This is a genomic window from Acetatifactor aquisgranensis (assembly GCF_943193215.1).
In the GTDB taxonomy this organism is placed as follows: Bacteria; Bacillota; Clostridia; order Lachnospirales; family Lachnospiraceae; genus Acetatifactor; species Acetatifactor aquisgranensis.
This window is the reverse complement of sequence record NZ_CALPDH010000003.1, coordinates 270,511-285,480: the sequence shown is the minus strand read 5'-3', so window position 1 is coordinate 285,480 and position 14,970 is coordinate 270,511. Positions and strand designations below refer to the sequence as shown.

Sequence of the window (14,970 nt, the reverse complement as noted above, 5' to 3'; positions counted from 1 at the left end):
AGACACAAAAAATGGTTTAGACCTCATAATAAGACTCTAACCATTTCAGACAGTTCGCTATTAACTTAATGACATTGGTCGGCAAATACTTCCACTTTCAGCGCAACAGCCTTATTACTGTTAATGTAAGAAGTAACTGTCTTTATATTTTCACTATTATCCCGCTTTATTGCCGACATCAGAGCATCCATGCTGGTGAATCCCTTCTGATTTGCCGTCTCTGAAAGCTTTTCCGCAGCTTCTTTTACACTTAACTTATCAGCTGTACCTATTTTAGATGTGGTTTCCACCAAAATATATGTCGTTCCACCTACACTAACACTTTTACCTGTATAATTAGTATTGCCATCACCTACTGCTGTGGCTGTAGTCACTGATGTTACACTAACATTTGCTGTACCAGTTGCTGTATTAATAGCAGTGGACACATTTGCTATATTGGCGTTCTGAGCCGTAGTATACGTCAAAGAACCTGCCACACCGTTCTTGCTTCCCTTCAACAGATAAGTCTCATTGAACTTGGTAGTGGTGGCGACACGGTCAATCTCCGTCACCAGCTGGTCTACTTCGTTCTGGATGGCGTTCCTGTCGCTCTCGGACATGGTACCGTTGGCGGCCTTCACTGCCAGCTCGTTCATTCTCTGGAGCATGTCGTGCACTTCGGTAAGCGCACCTTCAGCAGTCTGCACTGCGCTGATGCCGTCCTGGGCGTTGGCGGATGCCTGGGTCAGGCCGCGAATCTGCTTGCGCATCTTCTCGGAGATGGCCAGTCCTGCCGCATCGTCAGCCGCGCGGTTAATCTTGTAGCCGGAAGACAGCTTCTCGGTTGCCTTCGCCTGTGTCTTTGTGGTGATTCCCAACATTCTGTTGGAGTTCATAGCTGTTAAGTTGTGCTGTACTACCATAGTATATTCCTCCTTGAATTGGATTGTATGCCTCTTCCCTGAGGCTGTCAGGCCCACTTCCCACCCGGGTCGCACGTCCGAACTTTCCGTCAGCCAGTTGCGGGATTCTTCCGGCAATCGTGCGAATCGCCGGGTATCCCTGGACGAGAAATCCGGAGAAGGCATAGCTGCCTCCCGGATTTGCTCCGACTAATTATTATATCGGACAGTTTCCCATATACTTTAGCGTATTCGCGTCATCGCCGCTCATTTTATCCTGCAGCCTGGGGCCTGCATCCACTTTCGTGATTTCCCACCAGAATCACACTTCTCTGATAGTCGGGTTTACACAATACTCCATCCCCGTATTCAGCAGCGCTGCCAGATAGCAGAACGCGCTGTTGGATATGATCATTCCCTTGCACTGGCTCATGAGCTGCATGTCGATATAACTCCTGCCGTGCTTGTTCCCCTCTACGAAAGTGACATTCCGGAACCGGCCAAACCCCAGTTCTTCCCTATGTGTTCTGCACCAGGGAATATCATCCGAGAATACAAAAAGATTCCACCTTCCGGGGGCAGTATCAAGGAACAGTTCCGCATTTCTTTTGAAAAAGTCCGCTCCCAGATCCCACCCCAATGATACATAGTCACCTCTCCGGATATGAATCGATACGGAGTTGGTATTCCGGATTCTTTTCAAATACTCCTGATTCTTTTGGTCAGTTATCTCGGGAAAACGGAACTCCTCCCGAATCTCCTGCATGAACCCGGCGAACCATTTCTTATTGATCCAGTATCCATGGTAGTAGACATCCCCCTCTGCGTCCAGAATCTCCGGATGGTACTCATTGCAGGGCGTCGCGACCACTTTTCCGTCAAAGGGATTGAATGTCTGACAGGCCTCTCCCACTTCGGATATCATATAGGTCTCAATGCCATTTTCACACAGTATCTGGGGCACGCTCTTTCCCCTTCTGCGTTCGTCCAGGATAAATCCCCACACCTCATCATCAAAGCAGCCGCTCAGCATATGGGGCTGGATCCCGAACACTTTCTCCAGTTCATAGCCATTATGCACAGTATTCAGGGCAAAATAAGAGTCGTCCATGTACATCACTTCCCCGGGATGCGCCAGTTCATAACACTTTGTAAAAATATACTGGAACGCCTGATTGGCAAGTCCGCCATTGAGAAATTGTATCTTCATATCCGCAATCCCCTTCCGAAAGATATCCTCGCAAAGAAAGGAACCAGCCTGCACCGGTTCCTTTCCCTTGTCTTGCTATTAAGATTTCTGTAATTAGCCAAGCAGGGACAGTACACCCTGATTTGCCTGGTTGGACTGAGCCAGCATTGCCTGACCGGCCTGCGCCAGAATCTGGTTGTTGGAGTAGGTCACCATCTGGGTAGCCATGTCGGTATCGCGGATAGCGGACTCTGCGGAAGTGGTATTCTCCACTACGTTGTCCAGGTTGGCGATGGTGTGCTCCAGACGGTTCTGAACAGCACCCAAAGTCGCGCGCTGGGCGGATACTCTCTCCAGAGCGTCGGCTACTACATCAATAGCGGCAGTAGCGTTGTCATCATTGTCGCCGGTGATGGTGAGACCGTTGATGCCAAGTCCCCTGGCTCCCATGGAGGAGATGTTCAGGTTAATCTTGTTGTCATCGGAGGAGTCGGCACCTACGTGCAGACTGAAATCGATGGCATCGTTCAGGTCGGCGAAAGCTTCTACCTTTAACTCCACTTTCTTGGAATCATTGATAAACGACGACACCATCTTGATATCTTCGCTGTGGTCACGCTTAATAGCCGACATCAGAGCATCCATACTGGTAAAAGCTTTTTTACCGGCTTCGCCAGACCATTTCTCAGCAACTTCCTTTACACTTGAAGATGCCTTTGAGCTATCAGTAGCCGTAGCGCTCTCGACCAAAATATAGTCCGTGCCCTTAAACCTAAAAGATTTAGAGGTAACGGTTGTATTAGCTACTGCAGAACCCTGCGCCGTTCCTACTGTTATAGATGTGGTACCAGTAGTTGTGCTTACGCCTATATTACCATTTGCCACCGAATACTTCAAAGATCCGGCCACACCGCCATTGCTTCCCTTCAACAGATATGTCTCGTTGAACTTGGTGGTGGTAGCCACACGGTCAATCTCCGTCACCAGCTGGTCGACCTCGTTCTGGATAGCGTTCCTGTCGCTCTCGGACATGGTGCCGTTGGCCGCTTTCACTGCCAGCTCGTTCATTCTCTGCAGCATGTCGTGCACTTCAGTCAGTGCGCCCTCAGCGGTCTGTACTGAACTGATGCCGTCCTGGGCGTTGGCGGAAGCCTGGGTCAGTCCGCGAATCTGCTTACGCATCTTCTCGGAAATAGCCAAACCTGCCGCATCGTCAGCCGCGCGGTTAATCTTGTAGCCAGAAGACAGCTTCTCGGTGGCCTTCGCCTGTGTCTTCGTAGTGATGCCCAACATTCTGTTGGAGTTCATAGCTGTTAAATTGTGCTGTACTACCATAATATATTCCTCCTTGAATTGGATTGTATGCCTCTTCCCTGAGGCAGTCTGGCCGATTTTCCGCCCGAATCGCACGTTCGGGCATTCCGTCGGCCGCCTATGAGTAATTCCTCAGCGATCGTGCGAATCGCCGGAAACTCCCGGACGAGAAATCCGGGAGGGGCATGGCCGCCCCCGGATTTGCTCCGACTAAATATTATATCGGACAGTTATGGATTTACTTTAGTGTTTCCGCGTCATCATCTGTTTATTTTTCCTGCATCCTGTGGTTCATTGATCCCTGCTCCGGCAAATCCCCAGACACACTCCTCCTCCGGATATCTGCCTGCAAGCAGAAATGACTGCACAGCCGGCTCCGCTCCCTGACAGAGGCCTTATATGGTTCTGTGCAGGCGCATATTGCATTATAGCTGTCCTCCATTTATGAAAGCGGCGCGGCACAGGTTTTTCTCCTGTGCCGCGCCCTCCGTTTTCCTTATGTCTTTCTCTTTTGTACTGAACCTACAGCCAGGGATTAGCCAAGCAGAGACAATACGCCCTGGTTCGCCTGGTTGGACTGTGCCAGCATTGCCTGACCGGCCTGCGCCAGAATCTGGTTGTTGGAGTAGGTCACCATCTGGGTAGCCATATCCGTGTCGCGGATTGCGGACTCGGCGGATGTGGTGTTCTCCACTACGTTGTCCAGGTTGGCGATGGTGTGCTCCAGACGGTTCTGGACAGCACCCAAGGTCGCGCGCTGTGCGGATACTCTCTCCAGAGCATCGGCTACCACATCGATTGCCGCTGTAGCGTTGTCATCGTTGTCGCCGGTGATGGTGAGGCCGTTGACGCCAAGTCCCCTGGCTCCCATGGAGGAGATGTTCAGGTTGATCTTGTTGTCATCGGTAGAGTCCGCACCTACGTGGAGGCTGAAGTCGATGGCATCGTTCAGGTCGGCAAAGGCTTCTATCTTAAGCTTTATTGCAGTGCCCTCAGTATAAGAGGTCACAGTCTTGATGTGCTCGCTGGTATCGCGCTTGATAGCGGACATCAGGGCATCCATGCTGGTAAAGGCCTTCGTGGTGCCACTTGTAAGTTTTTCAGCGGCTTCCTTTACACTGCTCTTATCGCCTGTAGCACCTGCCGCTTTCGCAGTTGCCTCAACCAAGACATAGGTGGTATTACCTACCGTCACGTTTTTACCGCTATACGTTGTATTGTTATCACCAGTTATAGTTGTTCCGGCAGCTGTGGTACTTACCGCGACACTCACAGTGCCTGAAGCGCTGAGTCCTCCCAAAGCGCTGTTGGCAGTATATGCCTTTGCTGTTGCATATGTCAGGGAACCTGCCACGCCATTCTTAGATCCTTTCAGCAGATAGGTCTCATTGAACTTGGTGGTGGTGGCGACACGGTCAATCTCCGTCACCAGCTGGTCTACTTCGTTCTGGATGGCGTTCCTGTCGCTCTCGGACATGGTACCGTTGGCGGCTTTCACTGCCAGCTCGTTCATTCTCTGGAGCATGTCGTGCACTTCGGTAAGCGCACCTTCAGCCGTCTGCACTGCGCTGATGCCGTCCTGGGCGTTTGCGGAAGCCTGGGTCAGGCCGCGAATCTGCTTGCGCATCTTCTCGGAGATGGCCAGCCCTGCCGCATCGTCTGCCGCGCGGTTGATCTTGTAGCCGGAAGACAGCTTCTCGGTTGCCTTCGCCTGTGTCTTTGTGGTGATGCCCAACATTCTGTTGGAGTTCATAGCTGTTAAGTTGTGTTGTACTACCATGGTATATTCCTCCTTGAATTGGATTGTATGCCTCTTCCCTGAGGCTGTCAGGCTCACTTCCCGCCCGGGTCGCACGCCCGGGGGTTCCGTCAGCCAGTTGCCGGGACTCTTCCGGCAATCGTGCGAATCGCCGGGTATCCCTGGACGAGAAATCCGGGGGAGGCATAACTGCCCCCCGGATTTGCTCCGACTATTTATTATATCGGACGGTTTCCCATATACTTTAGCGTATTCGTGTCATCGCCCGCTCATTTTATTCTGCAGCCTGGGGTTTGCGTCCTGCGGTTGCATGATTCCCGGAAGGAAGTTCCCCTCGTTCAGGAAGTCCGCCACGAAGCCCATGTCGCTGGCTAAGTTTTTGGAAGAAATCTCCCCGCTGCAGGGCTGTGAGGGGATGGTGCCCCGGAGTTTTTCCCACCTCCACCCTGCGGCTGCCCCGGGCAGGCATCCGTTAAATCCACAATGGCAGCCGGCCTCCTTGTAGGAGGCAAATCCTCGCAGTGCAGCCCTTAACCACCTGTGCTTTCTCATCTATCATGCTGAACTGCAGTCGCGGTTCGAGTCTTAGCCATAGTCAAGGGTTGGTGCTGAAATTCGGGATACGCAGCTCCTGGTACAGCCTTGCGCGCGCCGTAGTGTCCAGCACTGCCTGCTTCGCTTCCTCGTCCCTGCCCTGCTCATATAGACGCTCCAGCAGCGAGGACAGCTTCGTCTCTCCCCGCGCCTCTCCTATCGTCACTCCTCTGGCCTCTCCCCTGGCTTCCCCCCTGGCCTCCAGCATATCAATATACTCGCACATCATGACGTCCTCCTCCTTACTCTCCAGCCCCCTGCGGCTGCCCCGGGTAGGCATCCGGTAGCGCCGCAATGATAACAAGCCTCCTTGTAGGAGGTAAATCCTCTCAGTAGAGCACTTAGCGGCCTGTGCTTTCCCATCCATCATGCCGGCTGCAATCGCCGCTTGGCCTTAGTTATCGTTTAAGGATTGGTGCTGAAATTCGGGATACGCAGCTCCTGGTACAGCCTTGCGCGCGCCGTAGTGTCCAGCACTGCCTGCTTCGCTTCCTCGTCCCTGCCCTGCTCATATAGACGCTCCAGCAGCGAGGACAGCTTCGTCTCTCCCCGCGCCTCTCCTATCGTCACTCCTCTGGCCTCTCCCCTGGCCTCTCCCCTGGCCTCTCCCCTGGCCTCCAGCATATCAATATACTCGCACATCATGACGTCCTCCCCCTTACTCTCCTTTTCCATGAGCTCCCCTATCTGCCCCGTGAACCTGCTGTCCCCGGTGAGCGTCTCCATCATCCTGCACAGCGCTGACGGGTGCCGTATCCTCTGGCCGCTTCGACCCTGGAAGCTCCCCTCGTTCAGGAAGTCCGCCACGAAGCCCATGTCGCCCGTGAACTTCCTTCGGGTCTCTGCCGGGAGGCTGTTCATGTGGATCACCTCCATCCGGGCCTCGTCCACCTGCTCCAGCAGGTCTGCAGGCACGCCGTCCTCCTCCAGCAGCTGGTGCAGGCTGCGGGGGATGCGGCTCCCCTTCCCGCTCCAGGCCATCACGATGCCGATCACCGCATAGGCCGGGCGGCCATTCCCCAGCTGCTGCCTGTAGGCGCCGCCCTGGTAGGATGCCTTCCGCAGGATCTGCTTCCTGCGCAGCCCCGTCTCGTTCTCTATCAGGTACTGGGCTACGATGCGCCCCTCCTCCAACAGGTACCTGCTGGTGTCGCAGAGCTGGTTGCGGAGCCCCTCCGCACCCTGGTAGAAGCTCTCCGTGGGCGCAGGCTGGGTGCGCCCTTCCTCCAGCCGCCTCCTGCCGCCGTACACCAGCGTGTTGATGCAGTCCGTGAACACGTCCTCATATGACAGCAGGCTCTTCTCCAATATGTCTTTCTCCGCCATGGCACCCCCCGTTCCGAATCAGGCGGGAGGCTGCTGCGGCTCTACGGCTCTCCCGCCCTCTTTTTATACTGTTGTCTTCTACGAGAATCAAGCAGGATTTTTCCGATTTGCCGAACTGAAGATAGATCTGTCGAATGTCCCTTAGAGGAAATCTGCTTACAGATGAGTGTACCATACCCTATGGCTTTGCGCAAGTGCTTTTTCTGCTATTTTTCGTGTTTTTTTCGTGTTTTGCGTGCTATTTTTCGTACACCACGCACGTGCAGCTATTTTTCGTGCATCGTGCACGTGCAAGCATTTCCCGTGCGGTTCGTCTCTCTGGGGACGGCCGTCCGGGCAGTTGCAGGGCGCTCTCCGTTCTTTATGGAATTGTAGGAAATGGCAGGGGAGGGCGTTTGGAAGGGGGATGGTTGAGCGGGATGTTATCCTCTATCTGTGGAAAAGGCACGGCACAGTGTCTCTCCTGTGCCGTGCCTTCCGGTTTTCTTATGTCTTTTTCTTTTGTACTGAACCTACAGCCAGGGATTAGCCCAGCAGGGACAATACACCCTGGTTCGCCTGGTTGGACTGTGCCAGCATTGCCTGGCCGGCCTGCGCCAGGATCTGGTTGTTGGAGTAGGTCACCATCTGGGTAGCCATATCCGTGTCGCGGATTGCGGACTCTGCGGAAGTGGTGTTCTCTACTACGTTGTCCAGGTTAGCGATGGTGTGCTCCAGACGGTTCTGGACTGCACCGAGGGTTGCGCGCTGAGCGGATACTCTCTCCAGAGCGTCGGCTACTACGTCAATCGCCCCTGTAGCGTTGTCATCATTGTCGCCGGTGATGGTGAGACCGTTGATGCCGAGACCTCTTGCTCCCATGGAGGAGATGTTCAGGTTAATCTTGTTGTCATCGGAGGAGTCCGCACCTACGTGGAGACTGAAGTCGATGGCATCGTTCAGGTTGGCGAAAGCCTCGACCTTCAACGTAACCTTATTGCCATTATTCGCATCGACATAAGAACTTACATTCTTAATGTCTTCGCTATGGTCACGCTTGATGGCCGCCATTAATGCATCCATGCTGGTGAAACCTTTTGTTCCACCAGTAACACCAGCTAGAACACCACCTGTTGAATTCGTAATCTTTTCTGCCGCTTCCTTTACACTCAACTTATCACCCGTCGTACCACTGAGTGCTGTGCTTTCTACCAAAACATAGGTAGTGTTGCCCACCTCAAACTGTTGCGTATCAGCCTTTGTAGTAGTGCCAGTAATTACTGCTCCCTGTCGCTTGGTAACCGCTACAGATCCCGTCCCAGTCGTTGCATTGAAGTTAATATCGCCAGTAACTGTACTTCCTAAATTAGTATTTGCTGTAGTATACTTCAAGGAACCAGCCACACCACCATTGCTCCCCTTCAACAGATAGGTCTCATTGAACTTGGTGGTGGTAGCCACACGGTCAATCTCGGTCACCAGCTGATCCACCTCATTCTGGATAGCATTCCTGTCGCTCTCGGACATGGTGCCGTTGGCCGCCTTCACTGCCAGCTCGTTCATTCTCTGGAGCATGTCGTGCACTTCTGTCAGAGCGCCTTCAGCGGTCTGCACCGCGCTGATGCCGTCCTGGGCGTTGGCGGAAGCCTGTGTCAGGCCGCGGATCTGCTTGCGCATCTTCTCGGAGATGGCCAGCCCTGCCGCATCGTCAGCCGCACGGTTGATCTTGTAGCCGGAAGACAGCTTCTCAGTCGCCTTCGCCTGTGTCTTTGTGGTGATGCCCAACATTCTGTTGGAGTTCATAGCTGTTAAGTTGTGCTGTACTACCATAGTATATTCCTCCTTGAATTGGATTGTATGCCTCTTCCCTGAGGCTGTCAGGCCCACTTCCCGCCCGGGTCGCACGCTCGGGGGGTCCGTCAGCCAGCTGCGGGATTCTTCCGGCAATCGTGCGAATCGCCGGGTATCCCTGTACGAGAGATCCGGGGGAGGCATAGCTGCCCCCCCGGATTTGCTCCGACTAATTATTATATCGGACAGTTTCCCATATACTTTAGCGTATTCGTGTCATCGCCCGTTCATTTTATCCTATGGCTCCATGAGCCATACAGGAATCGCCCTCACCTGATTGCTGCCACAAACAATTTTATAGCTCTCTCCAGAATCACCTGATTCAGGCTGCCGTCCATCTGTTTTTCTTCCGCCGCAACCTCGTCATCTCAACTGTGCTAAATTGGGGTTTCGTTCATGGCTACCGCCTATGGCTGGTTATTAGTACCCCAATGCATAAATCCTTGAGCAATCAGCACTCGCTGTCCGCACCAGTACTGCGTTGTCGTCAGTCGACGATGCCCCCGCATCGCCTCCTTCCTCCGCCTTGTCCTGGTGCGGACAGCGAGCACTGATTACGCGGGAATTCATGCACCGGTGTACTAGAGACTCTGCTTTGTTTTTCCTAACCATACCATCCCGTGTATCACACATAGACTTTGCCGTCATCAGCAGCCAGTCCCGACTTTCTAACGGAAGTCTGCTTGCTTTATGAATGAATTTACGGTGATACGTATGGCACGTGTTATGCCATACCGCTTCTCCCTCCGATATTTCTGCCATTCACGCGGCTGACGATTTTCCTTCCTTAGGGCATCTGCTATGGTATCGATGGCTGCGGCGGCATTGACATCGTTATCGCCGTGTACCGTGCGATATTAACCAATATAAGGACACTAATCCATCTTTCACACCACTCCAAGCAATAAATTTCAGAAAACCGTGCCCAGGCTACCCACCTGCTCCTTTATCCTGCGCCCTGCCGGAACGTACAGCCACCGCCGGCTTGGGCGGGAAACGCAAAAATGCCGCATCCACACTTATCGCATGGATACGGCATTTCGTCATCAACAATATGACAGGCTGTTTCCCCTTTACTGAAGCAGGGACATTACGCCGGAAGTAGCCTGGTTGGCCTGAGCCAGCATAGCCTGGCCTGCCTGAGCCAGAATCTGGTTGTTGGAATACTCGACCATCTGGGTCGCCATATCCGTGTCGCGGATGGACGCTTCTGCGGAAGTGGTATTCTCCACGATGTTGTCCAGGTTGGCGATGGTGTGCTCCAGACGGTTCTGGATGGCACCCAGGGACGCTCTCTGGTTGGATACTCTCTGGAGGGCATCGGCAACTACGTCAATTGCAGCTGTGGCAGCATCTGCGTTGTCGCCGCTTACTGTCAAGCCGTTCAAGCCTAATCCCCTTGCACTAAGCTGAGAGATATTCATATATATCTTGTTGTCATCAGTGGAGTCGGCACCTACATGCAGACTTAAGTCAATGGGACTGTTCAAGTTGGCAAAGGTTTCGGCTTTTATATACAAATCCTTTCCATCCAGATAAGTAGTGACAGCCCTAATGTTCTCGCCATAGGCAGCTTTTATTGCGGAAGTCAGTTCACTCATGCTACTGAAAGCTTTGATGCCCCCCTGTGCTTCAAGATCCTTAATAGCTTCCTTTACGCTCACACCACTTGCGCTATCAACAAGGACATATGTGGTACTACCAATCGGACCTACGTCCTTACCAGTAAATGTGGCACCAGTAGTAGTCAAATTCTTTCCTGACGGACTAACCACCTTAACTCCTACCGTACCTGTGGTATCATTAAATGTGACATAATTAGGAGTTGCATTCTGAAAGTCAGAATCTATAGCCGTCTTCGCATCTGAATACGTCAACACCCCAGCCGACCCATTCGCATTGGTACCCCTCAGCAGATGCGTCTCATTAAACTTCGTCGTCGTAGACACACGGTCAATCTCAGCTACCAGCTGATCGACCTCATTCTGCACAGCATCTCTGTCAGTCTCGGACAGAGTACCGTTCGCAGCCTTCACGGACAGCTCTGTCAGTCTCTGAATCATGTCGTGCACCTCGTTCAGGGCGCCGTCTGCGGTCTGAACCGCGCTGATGCCGTCCTGGGCGTTCAGGGATGCCTGGGTAAGACCGCGGATCTGCTTGCGCATCTTCTCACTGATGGCAAGGCCTGCCGCATCGTCAGCCGCACGGTTGATCTTGTAGCCGGATGACAGCTTCTCTGTAGCCTTCGCCTGAGAAGCGGTGGTCAAACCCAACATTCTGTTGGAGTTCATTGCCGTAAGGTTGTGTTTTACTATCATTCCCATAGTTCTATTCCTCCTTGAATAACTACCGCCCTGAAGACGGCTCGCCTCTTGCTTTTTATTGAATCAGTCTGAAACTGACGCTTCCATGGTAATTATATCGGTTGGTCTTTTCAAAAAATTTAGACTAGGCTTGAATTTTTATCCTGATTTCGCTCCCATTTCGTAATCCGGCTTTCGCAGCCGTCAATCCGCGCCTCCAGGCTGTCCATACTCCTAATCAGTATGCTGACGGACTCCCTCTCCAGCTTGCAGGCATTTACCTCGGGCTGCAGCTGCTCCGGCTTGTCCTCCGGCCTTTCGCACCTTCCCTTTTCTATCCTGTCACAATCCTTTCCGAAAATCCATAGACATTTAATCCAAAGCGGATACAAGATGGATGTGAATTCGTTCAAAGCAGTCGGAGCCATTGTCCGGAATCAGCTGACGGATGGAAGAAAAGATGCCGCACCCCATCGGCGCGGCATCCCTTTTCTTTCTGCAATATCTTTGGAATCCACATTACTTCTTGCTGTCCATAAAGTGGGGCGGCACTATGTTCGACTTATTCATGGTCTTGTAATAGCCAATGGCCGCTTTCGAGCTCTTCCGGCCTATGCGGATGCCCTCTTTCTCTTTGCGGAAATAGTCCTCAATCAGCTTCTTGTTGCGGGCCTCCTGGGCCTGAATCTCCACGCTGGTGTCGGTGACTTCCGTGACCAGTGCCTGCAGCGTCTTAATCTGTGCGGCATATTGCTGCCGGTTGCCCTGAAGCTGCTCCGCCACTTTGGCGTAGAGCTTTTCAAAGCCGCTGTCCAGGCTGTTCAGTTTGTCAATCAAGATGCCTTTCTCTTCCACATAGTCATCGAACTTATCCATATCCACAGAATCAGACTGGAAGATTTCCTGCTGGCGCTGATTGTACCTCCGAATCTCGGCCATGACCTGAAGCTTCCTTTTGAGGCTTTCTTCCAAAAGAGCCAGATAATTCTCTGTCATGCGTCCTATTCCTTACCCTTCTTCATGACTTCTTTCCAGGTATCCCGCAAGGTGCGCAGATGCCCGTTGATTTCCTCCAGGATTTCCTTTTCTTTCTTCAGATTGGCTTCTATCAGCCTCTGGCTCAGATAGGTATATATCCTCTCGAAATGCTCCGCCACCGGATACTTCATATCCAGGGTCTGGCGCAGATAGTCGATAATTTTCTCGACTTTTCGTATGTTCGTGTGCGCTTTCTCGACATTCTTCTCTTCAACCGCCAGGATGGCTATATTGCAGAATTTGATTGCGCCCTCGTAAAGCATCAATGTCAGCTCCGCCGGGGAAGCAGTCAGAATCTTACTGTTGTTATACTGTCCGTACGCATTGGGTAATGCCATATTGCACCTCGCCTTTCCTCAATTCAGCCATCCATGCACCGGGCGCCGCCAATTATCTGAAATTGCCAGCCGCTCCCCGATGGGACATAATCCCTCCGGGAAACGGGCCTATGATTCAAAGGCATTCTTATTGTCAGCCACCCAGCAGGGATGTCACAGCGCTGGCATTGTTCTGCATTTTGGCCAGAGCTGTCTCCATTGCCGCAAATTTAGCATACCACTTATCTTCATAATCTGCAAGCTTCTTTTCCAATTCTTTGATTTTTGTGGTATAATCGTCGTAATCGGACTGCATCTTCTTGTCGTCATAGACGGTCATCGCGGAACTATACCCTTCCCTGCCTTTCATCTGTTCGAACATCTCGTTGTACATCTTCTTGGACAGCTGCGTGAAGAAAGACACAACTGTATCAGGGTCGTTGGCAATCATAGTCTTCAGCTTGTCGGCATTGCCGGAAGTCTCCGAATCATCGGGGTCGCCATCGATATGGTAGGCATTCCTCTCGTTGTCGGCGGCGGAGAAGTAGTTCAGCGTATTGATGCCGAAGTTGGAAAGGTACATCATCTTTCCGTTGACTTCCACGCCCTCCATCATAATCTGCTTCAGGACGCCGGAGAACGTGCCCAGAGTGCTGTCCTTGCGGAGGATGGAGTCCTTGATTTTGTTCTCCCACTCCTCGATGGCGCTGTCGGACATGGCATCCTTCTCCTCATCGGTGAGGGGTTCATAGCCTTTGGCGGAATCCGCGTTGTACAGCTTATCCATCTGGTTGATTAAGGTATTGTACTCCTTGAAGAAGTTCTTAATCATGTCGTAGATGCCATCGGTGTCGTCTTCGGTGGTGATGGTGACTTCCTCATTTTCCTTCGTTGTCGCACTGACAGTAAGGGTCAGGCCGTTGACTACAAAGGTGTTTTTTTCAGAGGTATAATCCACACCATTCAAAGTAATCCTGGCATCCTCGCCACTTGTCTTCTGCCCCATTGCGTTTTTCTGTTCATCCGTCAATGTGGCAGTCAGCTTATTTATTACAGCCTGGGCATCGTCTGCCTCTTTCTTTACTTCATCCGCTATGCTTTGTTCCACATTTGACGTAAGCTTCGGCTTTCCGTTCGTGTCAAGTTGAACCCCTCCGCCTGCACTGGTGGAGCTCCCGACAAAATTGACCTCTACCGCTGTCAGTTCCTTCTGGTTTGTAATCCATCTGTTGAAGGAATTCGCCAAATCGAGGGCAGCTTTTTTATCCTCATCAGATAAAGTCCCATTCTCCGATTTAGCTTCAAGCGCATCATGTGCCGCATTTATTGCATTATCAATCGTCTCCCACTCTGCGTCTGTCGCATTCGCTAAATCGGCCATCGTCCCATCGCTGTACTTCTTTACAAGCTTCGGTTCATCGCCGCTTTCGTCTATTTCAAGGGAGAAGCCAGCGCCAGCGCTCGTCAACTGACTATTGATTTCGTTAACAGCATCTTCACTCAGCCCCTGCAAAATCCCGGTACGGTTATTCTTCAGCGATGTCCAGTAATTTGTAAGAGAATCCTGACGATCTTTCACCCGATTTTGAAATGTTGTGCCATTATTGTAACCGTCAATAATATCTTGATACTGTTTTATCAAATTCGTATCGCCATACCCATAACTCAGCCGCAGACTCTCAAGCGCTTCAAAACCAGCCTTGTTCGTTGCTGTAATAGAGAAATCATTCTTTGAGCCTGAGGACTTGGCGGAGACAAAGAATCTTTGATTGGTTTCGTCAAAATTCGCATTAAGGCCCGCTGAGCGCAATGCGCTCACAAAATTCTCTACGGTGCTGTTCCCATCCACGGTAATTCTTGTAGTTTCGCCGCCAACAGTTACCTCTATCGCGCCATTTTCGCCATCAGGAATATTAAATCCCAGCTGGCTGAGTTTCGTTTTGCTCGTGACTGTAGCGCCTTCCGCCGCCGGATTCCCATCTGCGTCCGTCTTCAGTTTCAGTTCTCCTCCAGTCAGATATCCTGTCTTCGCCAGGTTATTCACTTTCAGGCTCTGCACGCTGTTCATAGCGCCATCGCCAGTGATGACGGACACCACGCTGCTGTTGGACACTTTGGTGGTCTTCTTGATGAAAGAGCTCTGAAAACGCATGTTGTTCAGGGACTTGTTGTACAGATTCAGAACCTGCGTGTTCAGGCTCTTCCACGCGTCCTGCTTATACTTCAGCGATTTCTGTGCCTTGACCGCTTTCGTTACTTTTGTCTTCTTGGCCTCTACCAGCTGCTGGATAATGCTTTCCGTATCCATGCCGGACATCAGGCCGCTCAATCTCATGGGCATATTCCATCCATCCTTTCTACACTCTGTCTTTATTTCGGAACTGGCTGTCCCCCTCGCCTCCGGAGACATTCGCCC

12 protein-coding genes and 1 pseudogene are annotated in these 14,970 nt (G+C 52.0%); all 13 read right to left on the bottom strand.

The genetic code is table 11. The features are described from left to right. Positions 1-488: 488 nt before the first annotated feature. Positions 489-905 (bottom strand): annotated as a pseudogene (locus tag NFS35_RS29600) (flagellin N-terminal helical domain-containing protein); the annotation flags it as partial. Between the two features lie 301 nt (positions 906-1,206). Then, the gene (locus NFS35_RS04375; RefSeq protein ID WP_251205924.1) at positions 1,207-2,094 is read right to left on the bottom strand and encodes an alpha-1,2-fucosyltransferase; all 888 of its coding nucleotides are present in this window, start codon (positions 2,092-2,094) and stop codon (positions 1,207-1,209) included. Between the two features lie 93 nt (positions 2,095-2,187). Further along, positions 2,188-3,408, bottom strand: coding sequence for a flagellin N-terminal helical domain-containing protein (locus tag NFS35_RS04370; protein WP_251205923.1), 1,221 nt, complete (start codon positions 3,406-3,408; stop codon positions 2,188-2,190). Between the two features lie 514 nt (positions 3,409-3,922). Next, the gene (locus tag NFS35_RS04365) at positions 3,923-5,167 is read right to left on the bottom strand and encodes a flagellin N-terminal helical domain-containing protein (RefSeq protein ID WP_251205922.1); all 1,245 of its coding nucleotides are present in this window, start codon (positions 5,165-5,167) and stop codon (positions 3,923-3,925) included. A 237-nt stretch (positions 5,168-5,404) separates the two neighbouring features. After that, positions 5,405-5,698 carry a hypothetical protein gene (locus NFS35_RS04360; RefSeq protein ID WP_251205921.1) on the bottom strand — a complete coding sequence of 98 codons (294 nt, stop codon included), beginning with the start codon at positions 5,696-5,698 and terminating at the stop codon, positions 5,405-5,407. Between the two features lie 43 nt (positions 5,699-5,741). Continuing rightward, the gene (locus tag NFS35_RS04355; protein ID WP_251205920.1) at positions 5,742-6,035 is read right to left on the bottom strand and encodes a hypothetical protein; all 294 of its coding nucleotides are present in this window, start codon (positions 6,033-6,035) and stop codon (positions 5,742-5,744) included. 110 nt (positions 6,036-6,145) lie between these two features. Further along, positions 6,146-7,066, bottom strand: a complete 921-nt coding sequence (locus NFS35_RS04350) for a hypothetical protein (RefSeq protein WP_251205919.1) — start codon at positions 7,064-7,066, stop codon at positions 6,146-6,148. A gap of 525 nt (positions 7,067-7,591) precedes the next feature. Further along, entirely contained in the window at positions 7,592-8,875 is a 1,284-nt protein-coding gene (locus NFS35_RS04345) for a flagellin N-terminal helical domain-containing protein (protein WP_251205918.1), read from the bottom strand. A gap of 1,094 nt (positions 8,876-9,969) precedes the next feature. Beyond that, on the bottom strand, positions 9,970-11,214 hold the full coding sequence (locus tag NFS35_RS04340) for a flagellin N-terminal helical domain-containing protein (protein WP_251205934.1): 1,245 nt from the start codon (positions 11,212-11,214) through the stop codon (positions 9,970-9,972). Positions 11,215-11,339: 125 nt separating this feature from the next. Beyond that, positions 11,340-11,612: a hypothetical protein gene (locus NFS35_RS04335; protein WP_251205917.1), complete on the bottom strand. Its 273-nt coding sequence runs from the start codon at positions 11,610-11,612 to the stop codon at positions 11,340-11,342. Positions 11,613-11,718: 106 nt separating this feature from the next. Beyond that, positions 11,719-12,195: a flagellar export chaperone FlgN gene (gene flgN / locus NFS35_RS04330; RefSeq protein ID WP_251205916.1), complete on the bottom strand. Its 477-nt coding sequence runs from the start codon at positions 12,193-12,195 to the stop codon at positions 11,719-11,721. 5 nt (positions 12,196-12,200) lie between these two features. Next, positions 12,201-12,575: a flagellar export chaperone FliS gene (gene fliS, locus NFS35_RS04325; RefSeq protein WP_251205915.1), complete on the bottom strand. Its 375-nt coding sequence runs from the start codon at positions 12,573-12,575 to the stop codon at positions 12,201-12,203. A 133-nt stretch (positions 12,576-12,708) separates the two neighbouring features. Next, complete coding sequence (gene fliD, locus NFS35_RS04320) at positions 12,709-14,895, bottom strand: flagellar filament capping protein FliD (protein ID WP_251205914.1); 2,187 nt, start codon at positions 14,893-14,895, stop codon at positions 12,709-12,711. Positions 14,896-14,970: the final 75 nt, after the last annotated feature.

Bases quoted from the DNA above. Each gene is read 5' to 3' on its own strand.
- NFS35_RS04350 (WP_251205919.1), bottom strand. From the start codon at position 7,066: ATGGCGGAGAAAGACATATTGGAGAAGAGCCTGCTGTCATATGAGGAC.
- NFS35_RS04360 (WP_251205921.1), bottom strand. From the start codon at position 5,698: ATGAGAAAGCACAGGTGGTTAAGGGCTGCACTGCGAGGATTTGCCTCC.
- flgN (WP_251205916.1), bottom strand. From the start codon at position 12,195: ATGACAGAGAATTATCTGGCTCTTTTGGAAGAAAGCCTCAAAAGGAAG.
- fliS (WP_251205915.1), bottom strand. From the start codon at position 12,575: ATGGCATTACCCAATGCGTACGGACAGTATAACAACAGTAAGATTCTG.
- NFS35_RS04375 (WP_251205924.1), bottom strand. From the start codon at position 2,094: ATGAAGATACAATTTCTCAATGGCGGACTTGCCAATCAGGCGTTCCAG.
- NFS35_RS04345 (WP_251205918.1), bottom strand. From the start codon at position 8,875: ATGGTAGTACAGCACAACTTAACAGCTATGAACTCCAACAGAATGTTG.
- NFS35_RS04365 (WP_251205922.1), bottom strand. From the start codon at position 5,167: ATGGTAGTACAACACAACTTAACAGCTATGAACTCCAACAGAATGTTG.
- NFS35_RS04340 (WP_251205934.1), bottom strand. From the start codon at position 11,214: ATGATAGTAAAACACAACCTTACGGCAATGAACTCCAACAGAATGTTG.
- NFS35_RS04370 (WP_251205923.1), bottom strand. From the start codon at position 3,408: ATGGTAGTACAGCACAATTTAACAGCTATGAACTCCAACAGAATGTTG.
- fliD (WP_251205914.1), bottom strand. From the start codon at position 14,895: ATGCCCATGAGATTGAGCGGCCTGATGTCCGGCATGGATACGGAAAGC.